At 36.4% G+C, this 23225-nt stretch carries 16 protein-coding genes and 1 riboswitch; of the genes, 14 read left to right on the top strand and 2 right to left on the bottom strand.

The annotated features are described in order from the left end of the window. Nucleotides 1-191 precede the first annotated feature (191 nt). From ACQKOF_RS20305 to ACQKOF_RS20285, 5 genes are all read left to right on the top strand, one after another. Nucleotides 192-890 (top strand): GNAT family N-acetyltransferase, encoded by a 699-nt coding sequence (locus ACQKOF_RS20305; RefSeq protein WP_427560991.1) that lies wholly within the window; start codon nucleotides 192-194, stop codon nucleotides 888-890. A gap of 276 nt (nucleotides 891-1166) precedes the next feature. Continuing rightward, nucleotides 1167-1901, top strand: a complete 735-nt coding sequence (locus tag ACQKOF_RS20300) for a peptidoglycan recognition protein family protein (RefSeq protein ID WP_427560988.1) — start codon at nucleotides 1167-1169, stop codon at nucleotides 1899-1901. A gap of 348 nt (nucleotides 1902-2249) precedes the next feature. After that, entirely contained in the window at nucleotides 2250-3755 is a 1506-nt protein-coding gene (locus ACQKOF_RS20295; RefSeq protein ID WP_427560985.1) for a S41 family peptidase, read from the top strand. A gap of 81 nt (nucleotides 3756-3836) precedes the next feature. After that, the gene (locus tag ACQKOF_RS20290) at nucleotides 3837-4739 is read left to right on the top strand and encodes a CobW family GTP-binding protein (protein WP_427560982.1); all 903 of its coding nucleotides are present in this window, start codon (nucleotides 3837-3839) and stop codon (nucleotides 4737-4739) included. 392 nt (nucleotides 4740-5131) lie between these two features. Next, on the top strand, nucleotides 5132-5917 hold the full coding sequence (locus tag ACQKOF_RS20285) for a CAP domain-containing protein (protein ID WP_427560979.1): 786 nt from the start codon (nucleotides 5132-5134) through the stop codon (nucleotides 5915-5917). Between the two features lie 1018 nt (nucleotides 5918-6935). Here the strand turns inward: ACQKOF_RS20285 and ACQKOF_RS20280 are convergent. After that, the gene (locus ACQKOF_RS20280) at nucleotides 6936-8303 is read right to left on the bottom strand and encodes an MATE family efflux transporter (protein WP_427560976.1); all 1368 of its coding nucleotides are present in this window, start codon (nucleotides 8301-8303) and stop codon (nucleotides 6936-6938) included. A 251-nt stretch (nucleotides 8304-8554) separates the two neighbouring features. On the opposite strand from ACQKOF_RS20280, the gene ACQKOF_RS20275 reads away from it, so the two are divergent. Then, complete coding sequence (locus tag ACQKOF_RS20275) at nucleotides 8555-9631, top strand: undecaprenyldiphospho-muramoylpentapeptide beta-N-acetylglucosaminyltransferase (protein WP_427560973.1); 1077 nt, start codon at nucleotides 8555-8557, stop codon at nucleotides 9629-9631. A 125-nt stretch (nucleotides 9632-9756) separates the two neighbouring features. Here the strand turns inward: ACQKOF_RS20275 and ACQKOF_RS20270 are convergent, their stop codons facing one another. After that, nucleotides 9757-10305, bottom strand: a complete 549-nt coding sequence (locus ACQKOF_RS20270) for a GNAT family N-acetyltransferase (protein WP_427560970.1) — start codon at nucleotides 10303-10305, stop codon at nucleotides 9757-9759. A 558-nt stretch (nucleotides 10306-10863) separates the two neighbouring features. Here ACQKOF_RS20270 and ACQKOF_RS20265 point away from each other — a divergent pair. From ACQKOF_RS20265 to ACQKOF_RS20230, 8 genes are all read left to right on the top strand, one after another. Then, nucleotides 10864-12888 carry a diguanylate cyclase domain-containing protein gene (locus ACQKOF_RS20265; protein ID WP_427560967.1) on the top strand — a complete coding sequence of 675 codons (2025 nt, stop codon included), beginning with the start codon at nucleotides 10864-10866 and terminating at the stop codon, nucleotides 12886-12888. 444 nt (nucleotides 12889-13332) lie between these two features. Continuing rightward, nucleotides 13333-14007: a response regulator transcription factor gene (locus tag ACQKOF_RS20260; RefSeq protein ID WP_427560964.1), complete on the top strand. Its 675-nt coding sequence runs from the start codon at nucleotides 13333-13335 to the stop codon at nucleotides 14005-14007. Continuing rightward, entirely contained in the window at nucleotides 14004-15389 is a 1386-nt protein-coding gene (locus ACQKOF_RS20255; RefSeq protein WP_427560961.1) for an ATP-binding protein, read from the top strand. The genes ACQKOF_RS20260 and ACQKOF_RS20255 overlap by 4 nt, the downstream gene beginning before the upstream one ends. Nucleotides 15390-15621: 232 nt before the next feature. After that, complete coding sequence (locus tag ACQKOF_RS20250; RefSeq protein WP_427560959.1) at nucleotides 15622-18444, top strand: 2-oxoglutarate dehydrogenase E1 component; 2823 nt, start codon at nucleotides 15622-15624, stop codon at nucleotides 18442-18444. Between the two features lie 90 nt (nucleotides 18445-18534). Continuing rightward, nucleotides 18535-19770: a 2-oxoglutarate dehydrogenase complex dihydrolipoyllysine-residue succinyltransferase gene (gene odhB, locus ACQKOF_RS20245; protein WP_427560956.1), complete on the top strand. Its 1236-nt coding sequence runs from the start codon at nucleotides 18535-18537 to the stop codon at nucleotides 19768-19770. A 492-nt stretch (nucleotides 19771-20262) separates the two neighbouring features. Next, a riboswitch (Lysine riboswitch) is annotated at nucleotides 20263-20449 on the top strand. A gap of 117 nt (nucleotides 20450-20566) precedes the next feature. Then, nucleotides 20567-21433: a transporter substrate-binding domain-containing protein gene (locus ACQKOF_RS20240; protein ID WP_427560953.1), complete on the top strand. Its 867-nt coding sequence runs from the start codon at nucleotides 20567-20569 to the stop codon at nucleotides 21431-21433. Nucleotides 21434-21610: 177 nt separating this feature from the next. Continuing rightward, nucleotides 21611-22336, top strand: a complete 726-nt coding sequence (locus ACQKOF_RS20235; RefSeq protein ID WP_370043407.1) for an amino acid ABC transporter permease — start codon at nucleotides 21611-21613, stop codon at nucleotides 22334-22336. Nucleotides 22337-22348: 12 nt separating this feature from the next. Next, a complete protein-coding gene (locus ACQKOF_RS20230) occupies nucleotides 22349-23080 on the top strand; it encodes an amino acid ABC transporter ATP-binding protein (protein WP_427560949.1) in 732 nt (243 codons plus the stop codon). Nucleotides 23081-23225 lie beyond the last annotated feature (145 nt).

Genomic DNA, 23225 nt, shown 5'->3' with positions numbered 1-23225 from the left:
TGCACAAAATTTAATGAATTATTTTTCATTTATGAAAATCAGACTAAAATGTAATTAGTCTGATTTTTTTATTTCTATAAATGAAGTTTCCATTTTCACTTTATTTAATTTTACAGATCTTACTTCTTAAACGACTTAAAATCTAGAACAAAAAAAAGTATAATTACCTTAATAAATAGGGGGGGTTGGCAATGTGTAACGTTGAAATAGTTGAATTTAATAATGAGCTTTTAGAGGGAATTGGGAGCTATTGTTTTAGAAGTAAGAAGAAATCAAGTGGATATTTAAATGAGAACAAATGGCTGAACAATAGATTTGAAGAAGGCTTGAAATATGTGCAAGTAATCGACAATAAAAAACAAGTAGGGTTTATTGAATATACAGAAGCAGAATATTCCTCGAGAGCGGTTCATGCTGATGGTTATTTAGTGATTCATTGTTTATGGGTGAGTGAAGTTGGGAAAGGTTACGGTACTAGATTAATCAATATATGTATAGAAGATGCCAAAAAGCAAGCCAAAAAAGGTGTCGTTGTTATTTCTAATTCAAAAACGTCTTGGGCGCCAAGTAAAGAGATTTTTTTGAAAAACGATTTTCAACTTATTGACACTGCACCATATGATTTTGAATTACTTGTCTACCAATTGTGCAACGAAGCAGAACATCCATATTTTCCGAATGATTGGGAGGACAGATTGAAAAAATTTAACAACCTAACGATTTTACGTTCGTTCCAATGCCCATATGTTGATATTGCAACAGAAAATATTATAGCTGGTGCAAATAAATTGAATATACCAGTTAAGCTTATTGATTTTAAAGATAGAGAAGAGTTGATGGAATTATCACCAACCCCGTACGGTATTTTTTCTGTCATTTATAAGGGGTAGCTTCTTACTTTTCATAGACTAACAGTACATTCTGTTATAAAAAAATTAGAGAATGTACTTAAAAACAGCTCAGCACAGACCTAAATAAACCTTAGTAAATTTATAAGGGTAAATATGTGGTAATTAATGCTTATAAAAACATAGATTGAAGTTACAAAAGGTACATAATATAGAGTGAACTCAATATCTATCTTTGAATTACGAATGTTAAGATAGTATGATTGTGTTCAAAAATCCAACCTTTTATATTAGGACAAAAAGAAGGGGGGGAAACCTTTGGTAACAATTCGCCAAAAACTAGTATCAGTTTCGCAAGCAATCAAAATGACAAATGGTAAAAATAATGCAAAAAAGTATATTGTCGTTCATGAAACCGATAATACGAACATTGGAGCTGATGCTGACGCACATGCTCGTCTACAGATAAATGGCAATAGTAGGGAAGCTAGCTGGCATTGGCAAGTAGATGATACGGAAGCTGTACAATCATTTGAACATTTTTGGGAATGCTGGGGAACAGGAACCTACGTTGGTAATAGTCAAGGAATTCAAGTGGAAATTTGCGTAAATAGTGATGGGAATTATTTAAAAGCTGTGGAAAATGCGGCTAGTCTTATCGCAAAAATTATAAAAGATGAAAATATAGCCATTCAGAATATTGTTCAACACAATTATTTTAGTGGGAAAAATTGCCCTCGTAATATCCGAGCTGGAAAAGTACCTTGGTCACAATTTATTGACATGGTAAAAAACACTGGAGATATTCAAAACCCTCCAGTAGAAACACAAAAATATCGAATTTTCACGGGAACGTATAGTACCCTTAAAGCAGCAGAAAGCGCAGCACAGGTAATGAAAACAACGTTCGGCTGGCTTGTTTACATTGAGCAAGACGGTCCAAATTATCGAATTAAAACAGGAACTTTTACAGGGATTATTACAGCGAAAAACGCAGAAATTAAAATAAAAAATGCTAAATTGGCGCAAGTTACGTATATTAAAGATGCATAAGCAAAAAAGAATTTCTACTATTCTATGAGGATTTTAGTTGACTGCTTCGAGGAAACGGGTAAAATAGAAAAGCAGTACCATTATATACCTACAACTTAGCAGATAACAGAGGTGCCTTAGAAAGTGCTTCTCGGGCACCTTTACTTTGACAAAATCTAAAGCAATAACACCTACATAGAATAAAGTAACAATATAGCGATTAAGAAATACTGGATTTTATGAAGATTGTTGTAGGACAAGATTTGTCGTGAAATTTTGACAGTCTTTTCTTTTCGTCTTCTCTATAAACTGTTAAGATGGTAATAGTGTGACAACAAGTTAGTGTATATGAGAGTGGTGACAATCAAGATGGATGAACAGAAAAAAGATAGTATAGAACAGCAGCCAGAACAAACACCCCCTGCTGAAGTAAAACCAGCAGGACAATTCATACAAATGAAACCGTTTAAATTTATCATGCTGATGTTCTTTACAATCCTTATTACTGCAGGCTTAACGATATTTGCCTTAACATTCGGAGAAAAGAAAGTAGTTGAAGTGAAAGTACCGACTGGACGTGCGGAATTTTCAAAATTATACGAAGCCTATGATTTGCTTAAAAACAACTATTACAAAGATATCGACGATTCAAAAGTTGTCGATGGCGCTATTAACGGCATGTTCGACGCTTTAGGTGATCCATATTCTGATTTTATGGTGAAAGAAGAAGCAGATCAATTTAAGTCTGGATTGTCTTCTAGTTTCCAAGGAATTGGTGCGGAAATTCAAGAGCGTAACGGTTCTATTACAGTTGTGTCACCTATTAAAAATTCACCTGCTGAAAAGGCAGGGCTATTACCGAAAGATATTATCTTAACTGTTGATGGAAAAAGCATTCATGGGTTAAGTGCATCTGAAGCGGTAGCTCTTATTCGCGGTGAAAAAGGAACACCTGTAAAATTAACTGTGAAACGAGAAGGAAACGCTGAGCCTCTTAATATGACGATTGTCCGTGATGAAATTCCGGTTGAAACGGTTTACGGTGAAATGCTTGCAGGGGATATTGCCCATATTCAAATAACGTCATTTAGTGAAAATACAGCAAAAGAATTTGAGAAGATTCTTGCAGATTACGAAGGTAAAAACTTGAAAGGTATCGTAGTAGATGTCCGTCAAAATCCAGGTGGCTACCTAGATGCTGCAATAGAAATTTCGAATTTATTTGTTCCAGAAGGTAAACCGATTGTCCAAGTGCAACAAAAAAATGAAGAGCCGAAAATTACCAATGCTATTGCTGGTAAAAAATATAATGTTCCAGTGACAGTGCTAGTCGATAGTGGCAGTGCTTCTGCTTCTGAAATATTAGCTGGTGCATTAAAAGAATCTATCGGTGCTAAAATTGTTGGAGAAACATCGTTTGGTAAAGGTACAGTGCAAAATGTCACACCATTAAAAGATGGCTCTAACCTTAAATTCACAACAGGTAAATGGTTAACACCAAATGGTAACTGGATTCATGAAAAAGGGATTGTTCCAGATGTTAAAGTGTCATACCCACCTTATGCATCATTACCATACTTAGATCCATCTATGGAGATGAAAAAGGGCGTGCAGTCTAACTCAGTAAAAGCGGCACAAGAGATGCTAGAAGTTCTAGGATATGAGCCTGGTAAAGCAAACGGTATTTTTGATCAATATACAGAACGTGCAGTGGAAAAACTGCAAGCTGCAAATGGTCTTGAAGAAACTGGTGTTTTAACTGGCGATACAACGTATGCTTTAATGGAAGCATTACGTGCTAAAATAAAAGCAGAAGATCCTCAATTGTTAAAAGCAAAAGAACTGCTTACGGGTACACCAGCAAAAACTGAGTAAACTACAAACTAACAAAGTAGCTGTCGCAGCAGGCGTCTTTAATGGCCTTTTGCGACAGCTTTTTTTATGGAGGGAATAATTATGAAGGACGTATACTTATTTAGTGGATTTTTAGGTAGCGGAAAAACATCTATGCTAACAGATGTTATTCGACAACTAAAGGAAAAAAATTTAAAGCCTGCTGTCATTATGAATGAGCTTGGAAAGCTACCATTTGACTCACAGGCTGTGGAAAAGGATATCCCGCTAAAGGAAATGCTAGAGGGTTGTATTTGCTGTTCTGGCGCCGAAAAAACAGAGGCGCAAATTCAATCTCTTCTATTAGATAGTGACTTTGACGTCCTAATTATTGAAACAACTGGTGCTGCACATCCTGTTGAAGCATTAGATGCTGTTTATTCACCGTTATTTGCGGAACAGTTAGACGTCAAAGGGATTGTCACGGTTGCTGACTCAAAGCTGTGGCTAAATCGAGAAACATTAACTCCGCAAGTGCGCTCCTTATTTATGGAACAAATCCGTCACGCTCATTTATTACTGGCTAACAAAACGGATTTAATAACAGAGGCAGAGCAAGCACAGGTTGTTTATGAGCTACAAGGCTTTAATCCTCATGCCTTTATTTTGCAAACTACAAATGGGCGAGTGCCGTTACGTTTGTTAGAAGATTTAAAGGCAACAGCTCAGGTGGATAAACAAGATGTTGTGAAAGCCCCTATTGCATCCATGCATCTTGGCTCACGATTAGTTGAATTTAAGGACGTTGACTTTACACAGGAGCAATTTGAGGATTGGGTACGTACATTACCTGAAACTGTGTATCGAATGAAAGGCTATGTGCCAATTGAAGGTGTAAAAAATCCTATGCTGTTTCAATATGCATATGGCATGGTCCAATGGCTTCCAGAGTACGTAAAAATGCCCCCAAAACTCGTTATCATTGGTGAAGATGTAAGTAGCTTAAACGTTATAGGTCTTGATTAAATTGCTTGGCTTCTCTATATAGACGATCTTAAATCTGCTGATTCCTACTAGTAAGACACGAAAGTTCTGTTTCTGTTATTTTACTTTAAGTAGAAATCGTGCAGATTTTTTTGTGTATTTGTAAAATGAAGGAATCTTGTTTCGGTATTTAAGACTTTATTTCGTGTGTCGCTCTATTTAAATATTGAAAATATTTAATAGTTTTTTAGGGATGTCAACCCTATTTAAAACGTAAGTATTTCATAGGCTGGCGAAACTTGCTAAAAATAATTGATAAAAACCCTCTATTTGATGCGAATCCATTTCTATCATGGTGTTGTTAGCAGATGTTGGTAAGAAATTTATTAAAATCGTACTTTACCATTGGTTGCAGAGAAGGAGGAATTGCAAAAATGAAAAAAACACTAACTGCAATTTGTGCAACATTTCTATTAGCAGCTCCAATTCAAATGGCTTCCGCTGCAGCAAATACTACAGAGGGGAATACAACATCAGACTGTAATAAAGTTTCTTATCATAAATGGTCAAATAATCAATGGTCAAACCAATGGTCAAATCATAAGTGGCATGTGAGTGTGCCACAAACACAAGCACCATCAAAAAAAGTACAAGTACCAGAAAATAATCAAACACCAAACAACAATACACAAGCAACAAATAACAATACACAAGCAACAAATAACAATACACAAGCAACAAACAACAATACACAAACAACAAACAACAATACACAAACAACTCAAAAAGATAATACAGCAACTGCACCATCACAGTCTACACCATCAACAACTACTTCAGATGTGAATGCTTTTGAACAAGAGGTAGTAAAATTAACGAATGCTGAACGTACAAAAGCTGGTTTAGCACCATTTAAAACGGATGATCAACTGATGGCAGCTGCTCGTGAAAAATCTCAAGATATGCAATCTAAAAACTATTTTTCACATACAAGCCCAACATTCGGTTCACCATTTGATCGTATGAAAGCTTTAGGTATTACGTATAAGAGTGCAGGTGAAAATATTGCACAAGGTCAACGTACACCTCAAGAAGTAGTACAAGCTTGGATGGATTCACCAGGTCACCGCGCGAATATTTTAAATGAGAAATTTACGCATATTGGTGTTGGCTATGTGAAATCAGGTAACTACTGGACACAACAATTTATCCAAAAATAATAGTATAAATTGAATAGCTACATTGAATAAAAGGATGTTCACTAAGTCGTAATGCTTAGTGAACATCCTTTTTTAATTTTCTAATGATAATTTGAAAGGATATATAATGTCGTATAAAGTGACAAATCTTTTGACTTAAAAACAAATGAGTGCATTTCAAGGGATATCTGAATACATTAGAAATGTAGACAAAAATGGCTTCACAATGCGATTTAGCACTTAGTCGAATGAGCATAAGTTTGTGAAACTTTACTGTAGCGGTGAAACAAAATTCATATTTTAGAGGCCATTTGGGATCGTTAATTAACCGAAAAAGGAGAACGATGTATTATATTAATAAAATATGGAAAATAAGGAAAATCAATACAAAATAGAGCGATAAGTATTTATAACAATCAAGCCGATAAGTTTTACTGTAATGAAAGCTGCGAAAGAAAGGATATAGAAGACATGAACAGTTGAGTTACTACTATAAAAAATAAAAATAATGGTCAATTGTAATGGGATTTTAAATAGAGAATCAGAGCTTATAGCTTTTATCAATTCATGTAGAACTTGACGACTCATTAGATGATGTTGTTGAAAAAATTAATCTAACGGGTGGTATATCTATAGGCGATTTAAATTTTAGCACAGAAGAATAACTACACAATGGGGCTGCGGTTGCAAGAATACTCCTAGTGGCTTTAGCCTTAGTCGTTGAATCATTTTTCCAAACTGCAATAGCAAAATCTCTACAGTAAAAATATTTTGTCATAAAGAAATTGATAAAAAAGTAAGGATTTTTTCATATTATACATACCCTAAATGTCATTAAAGGATCGATCTAGTTTAATAAAGGAGGTTTTGAAGATGTTAATGTTCATTGGATTAATAATTACATTTTTGTTGAAAAGAAAAAGATGAATTTAAATAAAGGATGGGGGAGCCTTGTTAATGTAAAAGAGGGTTTATTAGATGCTGATGGATTCTTGGTATTTTTAACTTCCATAATGAAAAAAGCAAACTAGAACAAAGTCTAGTTTGCTATTGCTGTTTTGGCGTTCTTGCATATCTTTTGAACAAGTAATAAACGTATTAATAAAGTAATTGCACCTGTTGTCAGGCCTGCAACTAGCCCAATCCAGTAACCAAATGGCCCGAAGTCTGTACGAGTGGCCAGTACATATCCGACAGGCAAGCCGATAATCCAATATGAAATGATGGCCATGATAAAGGTCATGGTAACATCCTTGTAACCTCTCAAAGCTCCTTGTACTGGCGCTTGGATAGCATCAGATAGCTGGAAAATAGCTGCGTATATTAAAAAATGACCGGCGTATTCTAGCACTTTTCCATCAGTCGTATACAGATTGGCAACAGGTTCACGAAGGACAAAAAGAATACAAGCCGAAACAAAACTAAATAAAATCGCGGTCCCAACACATAAATAGCTATATAGTTTAGCATCGTGCAAACGGCCAGCACCTATTTCAAAACCTACTAATATCGTAACACCCATCGAAATGCTAAGAGGTACCATATAAAGCAAAGAGGTGAAATTTAAAGCTATTTGATGGGCTGCGATAATTTCTGTACTAAAACTACTCATCATCATCGTGACAGCAGAAAAAATACTCGTTTCTGCAAATAAGGATATTCCAATCGGTACACCAATGATTAAAATTTCTTTCCATCGAAGCCATTCTAATTTTGGCCAGTCATGGAATAGGCGGAAGCGTTCAAAAGGCACGCGTTTTGCAATAATCCATACTGTGATTAAGAAAACAAGCCAGTATGCAATCGCTGTTGCAACGCCTGCACCGATTCCGCCAAGTTCAGGTGCTCCAAACTTGCCAAAAATAAAAATATAATTCAATACAATATTAATAGGCGTTGTAAGTAATGTGATAATCATAGTGACGCGAGTTTGTCCAAGCGCATCGATAAAACAGCGCATGACAAAAAATAAAAAGAGTGGTATAAGACCAGCGCACATCGCATGAATATAAGATTTTGCAATAGTATGTACAGAGGCTTCTAAATTCATATTGCCAAGAATCCAATCAATACCGACGAATAATCCAATGAAAATAAGTACCGATAATACGATGGCCACATAGATTCCTTGCTGAACAGTCTTCTTTGCGGCCAACTCTTTTTTAGCTCCAACAAGCTGTGAGACAATAGGTGTGATTGCAAGGAGAATCCCAGATAACCCAGTGTAAATAGGCATCCAAATAGAGGAGCCGATTGACACGCCAGCTAGGTCAGCAGTACCGTACCGACTCGACATTAAAATATCGAAGAAAGAGATAAGATAAATAGCTACTTGCGTGACTAAAATGGGTACGATAATTTTTAATATTAATGCATATTTATCTTTTAACGTAGTTGTCTGATTCAAAGTGTATATCATCCTCCATTAACATATTTAATTAATGAGTATAGCATAAAAAAATAGAGGTAAGCTGAAAATTTGATTTCTTTCAGCAGGTGTTTGGACATCTGTAGCTGACGCTTCGCTTTCGGTACAAAAGACATCTACTGAAAGAAATTAAAAGCTTCATCTATATCTTTTTGTTCGCATATAGTAAAATAAAAGACTGTAAACAAAAAGTAGTGATGGCTATGCTTTTAAGGAATAGGAGAATTTATGTGAAACAACAAACAATCATTTTAACCGGTGGAGGGACAGCTGGTCATGTATCGCTCAATCAAGCGATACTCCCGTCTTTACAAGAACTAGGTTATGATGTCCACTATATTGGCTCAGAACAGGGCATTGAAAAAGAATTAATAGGCGAGGCGTTTCCTAATGTTCCGTTTTACGGTATTTCAAGTGGAAAATTGCGTCGTTATTTCTCGATGAAAAATTTTACAGATCCATTTAAAGTGCTTGCTGGAATTATGCAGGCTTTTCGTATTATCAAAAAAGTAAAGCCCCAAGTAATTTTTTCAAAGGGTGGCTTTGTTTCTGTACCTGTTGTCATGGCTGCAAAACTTGCTGGTGTTCCAGTAGTCATTCATGAATCAGATGTTACACCTGGCTTGGCCAATAAAATTGCGCTGCCATTTGCATCACACATCTTTACGATTTTTGAAGAAACATTACAGCACTTACCGAAAGAAAAGGCAACATGCACAGGCTCCATTATTCGCCAAGAGTTATTTATGGGAGATCGAGCAAAAGGGTTATTGTTATGTGGCTTTACAACATTAAAACCTGTTCTTCTTGTTATGGGAGGGAGTTTAGGATCAGTAGTATTGAATGATGCGCTTCGTCAAAATTTACCAGAGCTTGTCAAACAGTTTCAGATCATTCATTTGTGCGGTAAAGGAAATTACGACAAATCATTTGAATCTACGCCTGGTTACGAGCAATTTGAATATGTGACAACAGAGTTACCGGATTTATTACATGCGGCAGACTTTATCGTCTCACGTGCTGGCTCTAACTCGATTTTTGAATTTTTAGCACTTCACAAACCTATGTTATTAGTGCCATTATCTGCACAAAAAAGTCGTGGTGACCAAATATTAAATGCCAACCTGTTTAAAAGACAGGGTTACGCGGAAGTATTAGAAGAGGAAGAGTTAACAAAGGAATCCTTTAAAAAATCGGTTCATGTGTTAACAGAGCGTAAAGCAGAAATGGTTGCGACTATGGAGAAAACTCAAAGACCGAAAACGCCAGATGAAATGGCGAAAATGATTTTACAATATAAAAAGTAGGCTCTGTACTCGTAGTCGATGCCTTCTGAATAGCTTGTACTAAATCACAATTACTGCAATTATATGTAGCCAAGCCAGAAAAAAGCTATGTGCCTGTCATGACAGAACACATAGCTTTTTTTAGATTACATCGCTTGTTCTTCGCCTTCTGCCATTTGATTGGCTGTTGTAAGATAGAACAAGTCTTTAGGGATTTTATATAAATTAAATTGCGCCTCGCCGCTGTTAACCTGTGTTAATAAGGTTGGGTGACTTTCATTCGCACTCATAACATAGGGTAGCTTTAAGGCTGCACGCTGTGATTTAATATTTTCAACACGAATACGGAGAAATACCGTATGGAAGTTATAGTCAAAAAAAAGTTCATTCAAAAAAAGCATTTTCGCCTTTTGGTTATAACCTTGCCCTTGATAAGGGAGTCCAAGCCACGTTCCTAAAAAGCCTGCACCATCCTCCACATCATGAATGCTAATGGTGCCGATTGGTTGACCCCAATCATCAGTAATTGTTCTAGAAATAGCGAGTCCCTCCGCTTCTTCTTCAATCAGTTGTTTTGTCATAAACCAATATTCATCAGCTGATGTGGCTTTTTGACGGACAAATGGGAAAACAGAAGGGTGTGATAATAGCTCATAAAGCTCTGTACATTCATGTAGGTCTCGATGTTTAAGCATACGAAACGCCTCCTTTACTAGGGTAGTTAAAACAATTCCTTTAAAACATAAAGAAGAAAACTAAAATTCGTACTGGAATTAAAACCCAAAGAACTAGACGTTAAAACTATGATATCCATAATCTCCCGCTGTCTTACTGATTTTTCGACCATACCGAAAAAAGGCTAGTTTTTTTAATATAATATAACAATCATACTGCTTTATGCAATCGTTTTACTCGCTAAAACAAAAATTAAATTTATCAGTCAGTAAATTCTGAAAAATAAATAATTGCATAGATAGTTAAATTTTGTTTATATATTTTTTTAGGAGCATTAAGTCTAAAATATCAGTTTTTTAAGCAAAAATATTTGGATAGTGTTTCTTTAGAATTACGTTATTTCTTCAAAAGAGGCAAATTAACAAATTATATCCTAAAAAGGATATAATTTTTCTAAATCAAGAAGAGTGATTTATTTAAATTATGTTATAATAGTAGTATTGATTTTTTTGTATAAACAGAAACTATATAAAAATTCTATTTAAATAGTAACAATAACGACTTATGGGGGTGACAGCATGGAATATCTTTTAAGCGAAGACTTATTTAATGACTTGTTTATAGGAAAAGATTTTGTCTTTTTAATGAAAAAAGTGGGAGACGATTTTCAATATATTCGCTTAAATCAAGCAGCTCGAGCTTTGTTATCACATGAGGCGATTGGGAAAATGCTTTCTACCCTTACCTCAAGTCGCAATTTTTTTTTAATTCAAAAAAATTACAATCAAGCAATTACGAAGCATAGTCAGGTTGACTATGTGGATTATGCCTATTATAAAGCAGAAGTTCGTAAATATGAGACTTCTGTTCGGCCGTTTAGACATAATAAAGAAGACTATATTTTAGCCATAACAAAAGAGATTCTCTATGATCGTAGCATCGAAGATAAGTTTTTATTTCTGCGCTCAATGTTTGATCATGCTTTTTTCTCAACGGTCATCTTATCGGCTGAAGGGTCTATTTATGAGGTGAATTCCAGCTTCACGGAAGACTTTGAATTAGATACAGAAACGGTTAAACAGCAATCATTCGTCGATTTACCAATTGTTCCTGAAGATGAAGTAGAAAACATACAAAACTATTTACAAAAAGCAGCTATGGGCGAAAATATTGGTGAAAAATTCATCAAGCTTCATACACTGGATAAAAAAGAGCGCACGTATTTAGTATCATTATCTCCTGTTATGCAGGGGGATAACTCTTTTGCTATTTTTCTTCTCATGCAGGATTGCACACAATTCACTGAACAAAAAGCAGAGTTACGCTCAAAATCACATGGTTTTGAGGTTTTTAAGGCTGCTCTAAATTCTACAGCGTACATTGCTGTATTGGATAGTGATTCTAAAATTCTAGAAATTAATGATTTGTTTTTAACTGCAACTGGTTTTACGGCTGAAGAGCTAATAGATCAACCTTATAAATTAATAGAGCCTCGTAACAATACTGCGGACTTAATACAATTAATTTATAAAACGCTTAAAGCGGGAAATATTTGGCGAGGGGAGTTATGCTACCGTACAAAATTCCATGCTGATTTTTGGGTAGAAGCATCTATAGTTCCATTAAAAAATGAATTTGGCGAGACAGAACAATATTTATCCATTAACTATGATATTACGGACAAGAAAAGAATGTTAACAGAATTGAAAAATATTGAACGTACATTCCGTCTCATTACAGAAAATACAAATGATTTGATTGTCATAACTAACGAAGATGGCATCATTATTTATACTTCGCCTTCCTATGAGATTTTCTTAGGCTACGAAAATGTAGAATTACAAGGTCAGTTTTACAGCAACATTGTGGATGAACAAAGTAAGAAGGCTTGGCAAACGTTTCTAAATAATTTTTCGGGTCAAACGGAAACACAGTTTGAGCTACTGCTAAGGGCAAAGGACGGTACGCCTGTTTGGACTGAGGGAAACGTAACGGTTGTTCATGATCCAGAGCGCGAAAAAGTTTCACAAATTATGATGGTATCTCGTGAAATAACTCATCGTAAGGAACGAGAGAATGACCTATTATATTTAGCTTATCACGATACGTTAACACAACTACCAAATCGTCGTTTTTTACACAAGGAGTTTCCGAAACTATTGGCAGAAGCAAAAGAACGTAATGAGTGTTTAGCTATGCTCTATATAGATGGGGATGACTTTAAGAATGTTAATGATCAGCACGGCCATGACACGGGGGATGATTTTATCCGAAAGTTTGGCCAAGTTTTAATTACTGCAGTACGTAACCACGATTTAGTGATTCGTATGGGTGGCGATGAATTTATTGTCGTCCTAACAGGTTTAACTCAATATGATAAGAAGAGACATACGCAAATCATGGATATTATTAATCGCATCCGTAATGAACTAAAAAAGGGTTGGACGATCGAAAGTCATCACTTTGCTCCAACTGCTTCCATTGGTATCGCTTATTATCCGGATCACGGTCAAACATTAAATGAATTGCTAGAATTAGCAGATCAAGCTTTATATAAAGCGAAGGAAATTGGAAAAAATAATCTTTATATTACTGACACCTAATCAATTATGCCTCGGCATAATTGTTGCTGTCGCTTCGCTTTCGCACAGATAAACAATGCGTACGGAATCGGCTTTGTGCTTAGGCCTGCATGAGGGCCGACACGATGTCGGTCATTTCGGTAATGCCACAGGACGTGGCGTTCTTAGACTGAGTTCCTCTATTTCAGCGGTTGTTTGGACATCCACTGAAAATGACTTAAAAACAGTATTCATCTTACCACCTATAGATGTGAGAAAGTTCTGAACATGTCGCTTTACTTTCGGTACAAAGAACATTTGTAGCTGACGTTTCGCTTTCGCTACAAAAAACATTTGCTAAAAGAAGTTAAAAAAGTCTGTACAAACAAGTAGCTACTTGTGGTACAGACTTTTTGTTTGATGTTATGCTATAACAGTATTAAAGAGGAAACCCCTCATAGTTATTTTAGAATAGAAGGTGAAGAAATGCCTAAAAAAATACTTTTGGTGGAAGATGAGAAGCATATCGCTCGCTTTGTGGAGCTAGAATTAAAGCATGAAGGCTACGATGTATTAGTCGCTTTTGATGGACGTGAAGGACTTGCGCTAGCTTCATCTGAAAATTTTGATGTGCTGTTATTAGATGTTATGCTTCCGGGGATAAATGGAATTGAAATTTGTCGTCGAATACGTACGCAGTCAAAGGTACCTATTATATTGTTAACGGCACGAGATGCTGTGATGGATCGTGTAGCTGGCTTAGATGCTGGTGCAGATGATTACATAGTAAAACCATTCGCTATCGAAGAACTACTAGCTAGAATTCGTACTATTATACGTCGGGTGGCACCTGATGAAAAAATTGGGGGTTCATTATATTTTCGTGATATCGAAATGGATGTAGCTGCCTATGAAGTATTTGTTCAAGGGAAAAAGCTTGATTTAACGAAAACAGAATATGATTTACTTAAATTATTAATAGAGCATAAAAATAAAGTTTGTACACGAGAGCTAATTTTAACCTCTGTTTGGGGGTATGATACGGATATAGAGACAAATGTCGTAGATGTATATATCCGGCATTTGCGAACAAAACTGCCGGGTGATATGAATGCCTATATCGAAACCGTTCGTGGGGTTGGGTACGTGATGCGTGAATGAAAAAATTGAGAGATTATTTAATCAATCAGTCATTACAAAGAAAATGGATGCTAACATCAAGTGCTGTTATATTTTTTAGCTATACGATTATTTGTATTGTCGTTTATATTTCGCTACATACATGGCTACTAAATGACGAGGCAAGTAAAATCAAACGGACAAGCGATGATTTGGTGTATTTTTTAGAGTCACAGGGACCCAATCTTACAATTCAGGAAATTCAGCAAAATAAAGGTCTTATAGATTCTATTGCGGATCGTGATCAAACGATTAGAATGTTTAATTCAGATGGCGTTCAGATTCTTCGTATTAATAATACTGCACAGGCTGCACCACTTACCTCGATAGGTGAAATTATTGAAATGACGATTGATAAAAAGGATGTTTATGTCATAAATCAACGGATTCAGCTCGGTTTCTTTCAAGGGTATATTCAAGTGATTCATCCATTATCAAAGTTCCAGTCTTTGATGCATTATTTATTGACTACCATGCTAATAGCTGGCTTAGGAGCATTATTGTTGTCGGCATCTATTGGCTATTATCTTGCCAATTATTTGATGAAACCATTACGTGCGCTACGTTCATCCATGAAAACCGTTATGGATAAAGGATTTAATGAACCAATTCAATTAACTTACACGTCTCACGATGAGATTGGTGATCTATTGAAAATGTACAATGCGATGATGAATGAATTGCAAATTTCATTTGCACAGCAGCAACAATTTGTTGCGGATGCTTCTCATGAGTTACGAACACCTATTCAGGCAATTGAAGGACATCTCTCTCTTTTAAAAAGATGGGGAAAGGATGATCCAGAAATTTTAGAGGAATCTATTGATACTTCTCTATCGGAAATTGCACGGATGCGTAAAATGATTGAAGAATTATTAGAACTTGCGCGCCGTGAAGAAAAGGACATCAAAAGTGAGGCTGATGCAGTAGCTGTTATAGAAGCTGTTATAGAGGAAACAAGACGCCTTCATCCAGAAGCTCGAATAACGCTGTCGAAAGATGAAGAAATAGGGCGATTATTTATAACAGAAAATGCACTTAGCCAAATTATTCGTAATATAATAGAAAATGCAATTCGTTATTGTGAAAAAATTCCTGAGGTTCAAATTTCACTTTCTGTCTCTGGGAATGAGGTACTTTTAAAAATAGAAGATAATGGGATTGGTATAGCGGAAGAAAACATTCCGTTCATTTTCGATCGTTTTTATCGGGTTGATGAGGCTAGAAATCGTCAAATAGGCGGTACAGGCTTAGGACTTAGTATTACAAAAATGTTACTTGAAAAATATAATAGCTCTGTGGAAGTCAAGAGTGTCAAAAATGTTGGAACCGTTTTCTTGATGAAATTCCCGCTGAAATATTGAGGAAAATACATGCTTTATTTAATTATTCTATCCTTTGGGAGAAAAATTGCTTAATTTGATAAAAAGAGTTGTATTTTTTGTGAAGAGTAGTAAGATTGAGATGGAAAAAACGTTCTTTAAATTTGGGGTATGTTGTGTTAAACATCCTTTTAAAGAGCGGAGAAATATTATATAATTAATTGTAATTTAATTAATGGAACTGCCGAAAGGCAAAATTTGGAGGTCATTTTTCATGTCGAACAACGTTACAACTGTAAGTTCTCCATGGTCAGCTTTCTCTGGTCCTAACTTAGGATATGTGATGGAGCAATACGACTTATTCTTACAGTCTCCTGAAGAAGTAGAACCGGAGTTAGTATTATTATTCCAACAATTTGGTGCACCAGTAGTAGTAGAAGGTGAAGTAGCTGTAGCTAGTAATGCAGCAGCTCCTGCTGGCGATTATAAGAAAGTGTTAGCAGCTGTGAAACTAGCAGATACAATTCGTACACACGGTCATTTAGCGGCAAATATTTACCCTTTGAATAACCGTGAACTACAAACAGCTCAAATTGAAGAAAGCGCGTTCAACTTAAGCGCTGCAGATTTAGCTGAAATTCCTGCAGCTATCTTCTTCAAAGATGTGCCAGCAAACGTGAAAAATGGTAAAGATGCAATCGATTACTTAAAATCTGTTTATACAGAAAAAGTAGCATTTGAATATAATCACGTGGTAACAACAGAAGAACGTGATTGGATTCAAGCACAAATTGAAACAGGTTCATTTAAACAAGCATTAGCTTCTAATGAGAAAAAAGCTTTATTAGATCGCTTAACTCGTGTTGAAAATTTCGAGAAGTTTATTCATAAAACTTTTGTAGGTCAAAAGCGTTTCTCTGGTGAAGGTTTAGATACTCAAATCGTCCTATTCGATGAAATTTTAAAAACAGCTGAAGCAAATAACGTTGAAAATGTACGTATTGGTATGGCTCACCGTGGTCGTTTAAATGTGTTAACACACATTTTAAATAAACCATATGACATGATGTTCTCTGACTTTGCACATGTATCTAATGATTTATTTATGCCAGAAAATGGTCGCCTTGAAATTACTAAAGGTTGGACTGGTGATGTGAAGTACCACATGGGTGCTTCTTACAACCGTGAAACTGGTATGAATGTTAAACTTGCATACAACCCATCTCACTTAGAAGTAGGAAATCCTGTTGTTTTAGGTACTGCACGTGCAGCACAAGACGACACTTCTAAACCAGGGCAAGCTATTCATAACCGTACAAAAGGCTTAGGTATTCTTGTGCATGGTGATGCTGCGTTCCCAGGTCAAGGGATCGTAACAGAAGTATTAAACTTTGCAAAAACTGAAGGGTTCACTACTGGTGGTACAATCCACATCATTGCTAACAATATGATTGGATTTACAACTGAACTACAAGACTCTCGTTCATCTGTTTACTCTTCTGACCCTGCAAAAGGTTACGAAGTACCAGTTGTACATGTAAACGCAGATAGCCCTGAGTCTGTAGCTTTAGTAGGTCGTTTCGCAGCTAGCTACCGTCAAAAATTCGGTAAGGATATCGTTGTTGACTTAATTGGTTACCGCCGTCATGGTCACAATGAAACTGATGATCCAACTGTTACAAACCCTGAAACATATAAGTTAGTTTCTAAACATGAACCTGTTCGTGCTTTATACGGTGCTCAATTAGCAGCTGAGGGTGTAGTTTCAACTGATGAAGTAGCAGCATTAGATACAGCTATTTATGCAGAAATGCAAGCTGCTTATGATCATGTAAAAGAAATGGCAGATAAAGATGAGCACAAGCATTTAGAAATGCCAGAAGAATTAAAAGTAGAATTCCCACAAATTGATACAGCAGTTGGTGCGGAACGTCTAGAAAAAATTAACGAAGAACTTTTAGTGTTTGAAGATAACTTTGAACCACAGAAAAAACTTGGCAAAATTTTAGAAAAACGCCGTGATGCATTTGCTTCTGCAAAAATCGACTGGGGTCATGCAGAAACATTAGCTTATGCAACAATTATTCAAGATGGCACACCAGTTCGTTTTACAGGTCAAGATGCACAACGTGGTACGTTCTCACAACGCCATTTAGTGTTACATGACAAAAACAATGGCAAGTTATTCACGCCACTTCACCATATTTCAGGTGCAAATGCATCATTTACAGTACACAACTCTCCACTTACAGAAGCTGGGGTAGTGGGCTTTGAATATGGTTACAATTTAGAAAATGGCCATGTACTATCAGTTTGGGAAGCTCAATTTGGTGACTTTGCTAACATGGCACAAGTTATGTTCGATAACTTTATTTCAGGTGCACGTGCTAAATGGGGTCAAAAATCTGGTTTAGTTATTCTTTTACCACATGGTTATGAAGGTCAAGGTCCAGAACACTCTTCAAGCCGTATGGAACGTTACTTACAAATGTCTGCAGAAAATAACTGGTTCGTAGCAAACTGCTCAAACGCAGGTAACTATTACCACTTATTACGTCGTCAAGCAGCATTGTTAGGAACAGAAGGCGTACGACCACTTGTAGTTGTATCACCTAAGTACTTACTTCGTCACCCATTAGCTGCAGCAAATGCTGATCAATTAGCAAATGGTTCATTCCAAGAAGTAATTGAACAACCAGGCCTGGGTTCAAAAACTGAAGCTGTAGAACGCATTGTATTAGGTTCAGGTAAAGTAATGATCGATATTGCAGACCGTATTAAAGATGGTGAAGGCTTCGATCACTTACACATTGTTCGTGTAGAACAACTTTACCCATTCCCAAAAGAGCAAGTTGCTGGTATTATTGCTAAGTATCCAAATGTAAAAGAAGTTGTTTGGGTACAAGAAGAACCTAAAAACCAAGGTTCTTGGAATTATGCATTAGAAACATTACACGACCTTTCAGAAGGTAAAAAGCTACGTTATGTAGGCCGTCCTGCAATGAGCTCGACTTCTGAAGGTGATGCAGATTCTCATAAAGCAGCTCAAGCCGCAGTTGTAGAAGAAGCAGTTGCTGAGCTTGTAAAGGTTAAATAATCACATAATAATTTTTGAGAGCTGGGCTACTTGCTTAGGCAGTAGCCCTTTTATGTGCACAATGCACGTTAATTAAAGGAGGAAATGAAAGTGGCTGAAATTAAAGTCCCTGAATTAGCAGAATCGATTACAGAAGGTAGTATCGCACAGTGGGTAAAAAAAGTGGGCGATCGCGTTGAAAAAGGTGAATTCATCGTTGAACTTGAGACAGACAAAGTAAACGCTGAAATCATTTCTGAAGAAGCGGGAGTTTTAACTCAAATTTTAGCTGAAGAAGGCGATACTGTACTTGTAGGTCAAGTAATCGCAGTAGTAGAAGCTGGCGAAGGTGCAGCACCTGCTCCAGCGGCACCAGTTGCAGCAGCTCCAGCTCCAGCAGCGCTACAAGCGGCACCTGCTCCAGTTGCAGCAGCTCCAGTTGTAGAAGAAACTTCTGGTGAGCGTGTAATCGCATCTCCAGCAGCTCGTAAACTTGCTCGTGAAAAAGGTATTGACCTTGCTGCTGTATCTCCAGTAGATCCACAAGGCCGTGTACGTGTACAAGACGTAGCAGCTCATGGAACAGCTCCAGTGGCAGCACCACAAGCAGCTCCAGCAGCACCTAAAGCAGTTGCAGCTGTAGATGAATCACGTGTAACAGTTGAAAAAATGAGCCGTCGTCGCCAAACAATTGCAAAACGCTTACTTGAAGTAAAACAATCTACTGCAATGTTAACAACATTCAACGAAGTAGATATGACAAACGTTATGGCTTTACGTTCTCGTAAAAAAGACCAATTCTTCGAGTCAACTGGCTCAAAACTTGGTTTCATGTCATTCTTCACAAAAGCTGTAGTTGCAGCACTTAAAAAATATCCATATGTGAACGCACAAATCGCTGGTGATGAAATTCACTTAAACAACTTCTTTGATATCGGTGTAGCTGTATCAACAGAAGAAGGTTTAGTAGTACCAGTTGTACGTGACGCTGACCGCAAAAACTTTGCAGAAATTGAAGATTCAATTGCAGACCTAGCGAAAAAAGCACGCGACAAAAAATTAGGTTTAGCAGATCTTCAAGGTGGCTCATTCACAATTACAAATGGTGGGGTATTCGGTTCATTAATGTCTACACCTATCATGAATGGTACACAAGCTGGTATTCTTGGTATGCATACTATCAAAAAACGTCCAGTTGAAGTGAATGGTGAAGTAGAAATCCGCCCAATGATGTACTTAGCTCTTTCTTATGACCACCGTATTATCGATGGTAAAGATTCTGTAGGTTTCCTTAAAACTGTTAAAGAACTACTTGAAAACCCAGAAGATTTATTATTAAATTCTTAATTCCTGAATTTGTTAAAACCCTGCGAACATTGTTTTGCAGGGTTTTTTGCTTGTCATAAAACATTCCTCATTTTCAGAAAATTTTTTAAGAAAGCTTCACGTAGTAATAAAGTTATAGAATAAAAGAATTTAATTTTGTGGAATAACAGATTCTTTTGAATTACTAGTGTAGAGCTTTTATGATAAAAATTTGCGAATTTTCTAAAATGTTCAAAGTCATATTAACACGTAAACACGTAACACGTATATATGTTGATTGGAGTGAGGCTGGATGTTCCCAGGAAAGCGCAAAGCCGGAACGGAAATCAACCCCTACGTTATCAAATCTAAACACCATTTTCTACTTTGCAAAATTGTATATAAGGATTATAAAAGAATAAAACCCTAATATTGTAATTAGTCAGAAAAGTAATAAAATTATCTTGACGGATAACTTAGTTTTATAGTAATATCTTAATATCAATTAAATATACAAACCTCACATTTATCCTATTGTGAGGTAGAGGCGCGGTATTTATTAGTTCATTGTTGAGTTCAAGCAAGCGAAGACGCAATGGAGAAGGAACTATCGCCGAAGTATAAAAGGAGCTCGTACTTTTATGCTGGGTCTGCAGTGAATAAGTGCAGGACTGTCCTAGTAAATTACTTTCCAGGTTTACTAGGTTGTGCTATCTCGGAATGTTGGAAATTATTGTGAGGATTTGGGCAACTGTTAAAAAAGATAAGACCTAAGTTCAGAACTTAGGTCTTTTTTTGTACAGTTGTCTTATTTTTTTACAGAAAAGGGGAGTTTTACATGAAAAGAAAATGGTTGGTATTAATGTTGACCGTCATGACTGCAATTTTGTTAGCAGCTTGTGGTACTGGTGGTAAAAAGGATGGGACGTCGTCTAGTGATGGGGGAGCAAATACTGATAAGGGTGAAAGCGGAGGCCAATTCCGTATCGGGATGGAAGCAGGTTATGCTCCGTTTAACTGGACACAGCAAAATGATACAAATGGCGCAGTAAAAATTGCCGATAATGCAGAATATGCAGGCGGATATGATGTGCAAATGGCGAAAAAAATTGCTGAAGGCTTAGGAAAAGAATTAGTTATCGTAAAATTGGAATGGGATGGTTTAGTTCCAGCACTACAATCAAACAAAATCGATGCAATCATTGCAGGAATGTCACCTACTAAAGAGCGTAAGCAAACAATTGATTTCACCGAAAACTACTATACGTCTGATTTTGTAATGGTCATCAAAAAAGGCAGTAAATATGAAAAAGCAAAATCCATCCAAGATTTTTCTGGTGCAAAAATTACATCACAATTAAATACGTCTAACTACAATGTTATTGATCAAATCAAAGATGTAAAAAAACAAACAGCAATGGATAACTTCCCAGCAATGCGTGTAGCATTAGAAGCTGGAAAAATTGACGGCTATGTAGCAGAGCGACCAGAAGGTATTTCCGCTGCTGCTGCAAATGATAAGTTTACGTATGTAAAGTTTGAAAAAGGTTTCGATACCGATATTTCAAATACATCTATTGCAGTTGGTTTACGTAAAGGTGATGCCGATCTTGAAAAAATCAATGAAATCTTAAAAGGTATTTCTGAAGATAATCGTCAAAAAATTATGGAAGAAGCAATCCACCAGCAACCAGCAGCACAATAACATGAATGCACGGGCTATCTGCTAGCTCGTGCAATCCCAATACAAGTTATACAATAAGAATCTCTCTAAAAAAATAATGTCTTAGCTAAAAGTTTCATAAGATAAAAGAAACAAAAGGCCCAGCTAAGACACGATACTGTAACGAACAAGCAACACAACGTTGTTAGGAGGAACATCATGAGTTTTGAATGGATTATTTCTATTGTTGAGAACAACTGGCAAATGTTTTTACGAGGTGCGTATTATACATTACTTATTTCGATTATTAGTACAATTATTGGTGCACTTATCGGATTTTTTATCGGAATTATGCATACCATCAAGGTTCGTAAAAAGGGTTTAAAATTCTATAGCTTAAAACTCATTAATTTTATACTAACATGCTATGTCGAATTCTTCCGTGGTACACCAATGATTGTACAAGCAATGGTTGTATTTTACGGATTAGATATTGCATTTGGTATTGATATGAACTTTATTACGGCAGGTATTTTAGTTGTTGCACTAAACACAGGTGCTTATATGACTGAAATTGTGCGTGGCGGTATTGTTTCCGTTGATAAGGGGCAGTACGAGGCCGCATCGGCCATTGGTATGAATCATTTTCAAATCATGCTACATGTTGTATTACCACAAGTTGCGCGAAATATATTACCTGCAACAGGTAATCAATTAATTATGAATATTAAAGATACAGCAGTTTTAAACGTTATCGGGGTTACGGAATTATACTTCCAAACAAAGTCGATTGCAGGTAATAACTTCCGCTATTTTGAATCCTTCTTTGTAGCTTGTGTCCTTTATTTCATCATGACATTCACAGCATCAAGAATTTTACTGTATGTAGAAAAACGCCTGGATGGACCAGATGCCTACCAAAAAGAACAGAAAGAAGCAGTATAGGGGGACGAACAGATGACAGTTATTAAAATAGAGCATTTAAGTAAATCATTTGGGCGTAACCAAGTGTTAAAGGATGTAAATTTCCAAGTAGAAAAGGGCGAGGTTGTCTGCTTAATCGGTTCTTCCGGATCAGGTAAATCAACACTACTACGCTGCATTAATTTACTAGAAACACCAAGTGGCGGTCAAATTATTTACAAAGGTGACAACATTTTAGACGAAAAGCATAATATCCAAGAATACCGTACACATTTAGGTATGGTATTCCAGCAATTTAACTTATTTAACAATCATAATGTGTTAAAAAATTGTACAGTTGGTCAAATGAAAGTATTAAAGCGTTCGAAGGAAGAAGCCGACGAAGTTGCTCTAAAATATTTGCAAATTGTTGGTATGGATCAATACGTCAATGCGAAGCCAAGGCAGCTATCTGGCGGTCAAAAACAGCGAGTAGCGATTGCGCGAGCATTGTCAATGAGCCCAGAAGTAATGCTGTTTGATGAACCGACGTCAGCCCTTGACCCAGAAATGGTCGGTGAAGTATTGAAGGTAATGCGTCAGCTAGCGAATGCCGGGAATACGATGTTAATTGTTACACATGAAATGGAATTTGCTAAAGAAGTAGCAGACCGCGTTGTATTTATGGATAAAGGTGTTATTGTAGAGGAAGGACCACCATCACAGGTTTTAGTAAAACCTCAGCATGAACGGACAAAAGAGTTTTTAAAACGAACATTAAAATAATAAGTTTACGCATTCGGTTACAACAACTAAAAAAAGTGAGTCCATATTAAGAGGGCACTGAAAAAGTCTATACCTTCTCACATCGCGAGGTATTTAACGAGTAAATCGTTGAATACCTCGCTTTTTTCATTTGGCACTGTGACTC

Source organism: Lysinibacillus sp. NPDC093190 (genome assembly GCF_050280425.1).
In the GTDB taxonomy this organism is placed as follows: domain Bacteria; phylum Bacillota; class Bacilli; order Bacillales_A; family Planococcaceae; genus Lysinibacillus.
This window is presented reverse-complemented; position numbering and strand designations above follow the sequence as displayed.

Coding starts and splice junctions, on each gene's coding strand:
- ACQKOF_RS20305 (WP_427560991.1), top strand. CDS start 192: ATGTGTAACGTTGAAATAGTTGAATTTAATAATGAGCTTTTAGAGGGA.
- ACQKOF_RS20240 (WP_427560953.1), top strand. CDS start 20,567: ATGAAAAGAAAATGGTTGGTATTAATGTTGACCGTCATGACTGCAATT.
- ACQKOF_RS20230 (WP_427560949.1), top strand. CDS start 22,349: ATGACAGTTATTAAAATAGAGCATTTAAGTAAATCATTTGGGCGTAAC.
- ACQKOF_RS20250 (WP_427560959.1), top strand. CDS start 15,622: ATGTCGAACAACGTTACAACTGTAAGTTCTCCATGGTCAGCTTTCTCT.
- ACQKOF_RS20260 (WP_427560964.1), top strand. CDS start 13,333: ATGCCTAAAAAAATACTTTTGGTGGAAGATGAGAAGCATATCGCTCGC.
- ACQKOF_RS20265 (WP_427560967.1), top strand. CDS start 10,864: ATGGAATATCTTTTAAGCGAAGACTTATTTAATGACTTGTTTATAGGA.
- ACQKOF_RS20255 (WP_427560961.1), top strand. CDS start 14,004: ATGAAAAAATTGAGAGATTATTTAATCAATCAGTCATTACAAAGAAAA.
- ACQKOF_RS20270 (WP_427560970.1), bottom strand. CDS start 10,305: ATGCTTAAACATCGAGACCTACATGAATGTACAGAGCTTTATGAGCTA.
- ACQKOF_RS20285 (WP_427560979.1), top strand. CDS start 5,132: ATGAAAAAAACACTAACTGCAATTTGTGCAACATTTCTATTAGCAGCT.
- ACQKOF_RS20295 (WP_427560985.1), top strand. CDS start 2,250: ATGGATGAACAGAAAAAAGATAGTATAGAACAGCAGCCAGAACAAACA.
- ACQKOF_RS20290 (WP_427560982.1), top strand. CDS start 3,837: ATGAAGGACGTATACTTATTTAGTGGATTTTTAGGTAGCGGAAAAACA.
- ACQKOF_RS20235 (WP_370043407.1), top strand. CDS start 21,611: ATGAGTTTTGAATGGATTATTTCTATTGTTGAGAACAACTGGCAAATG.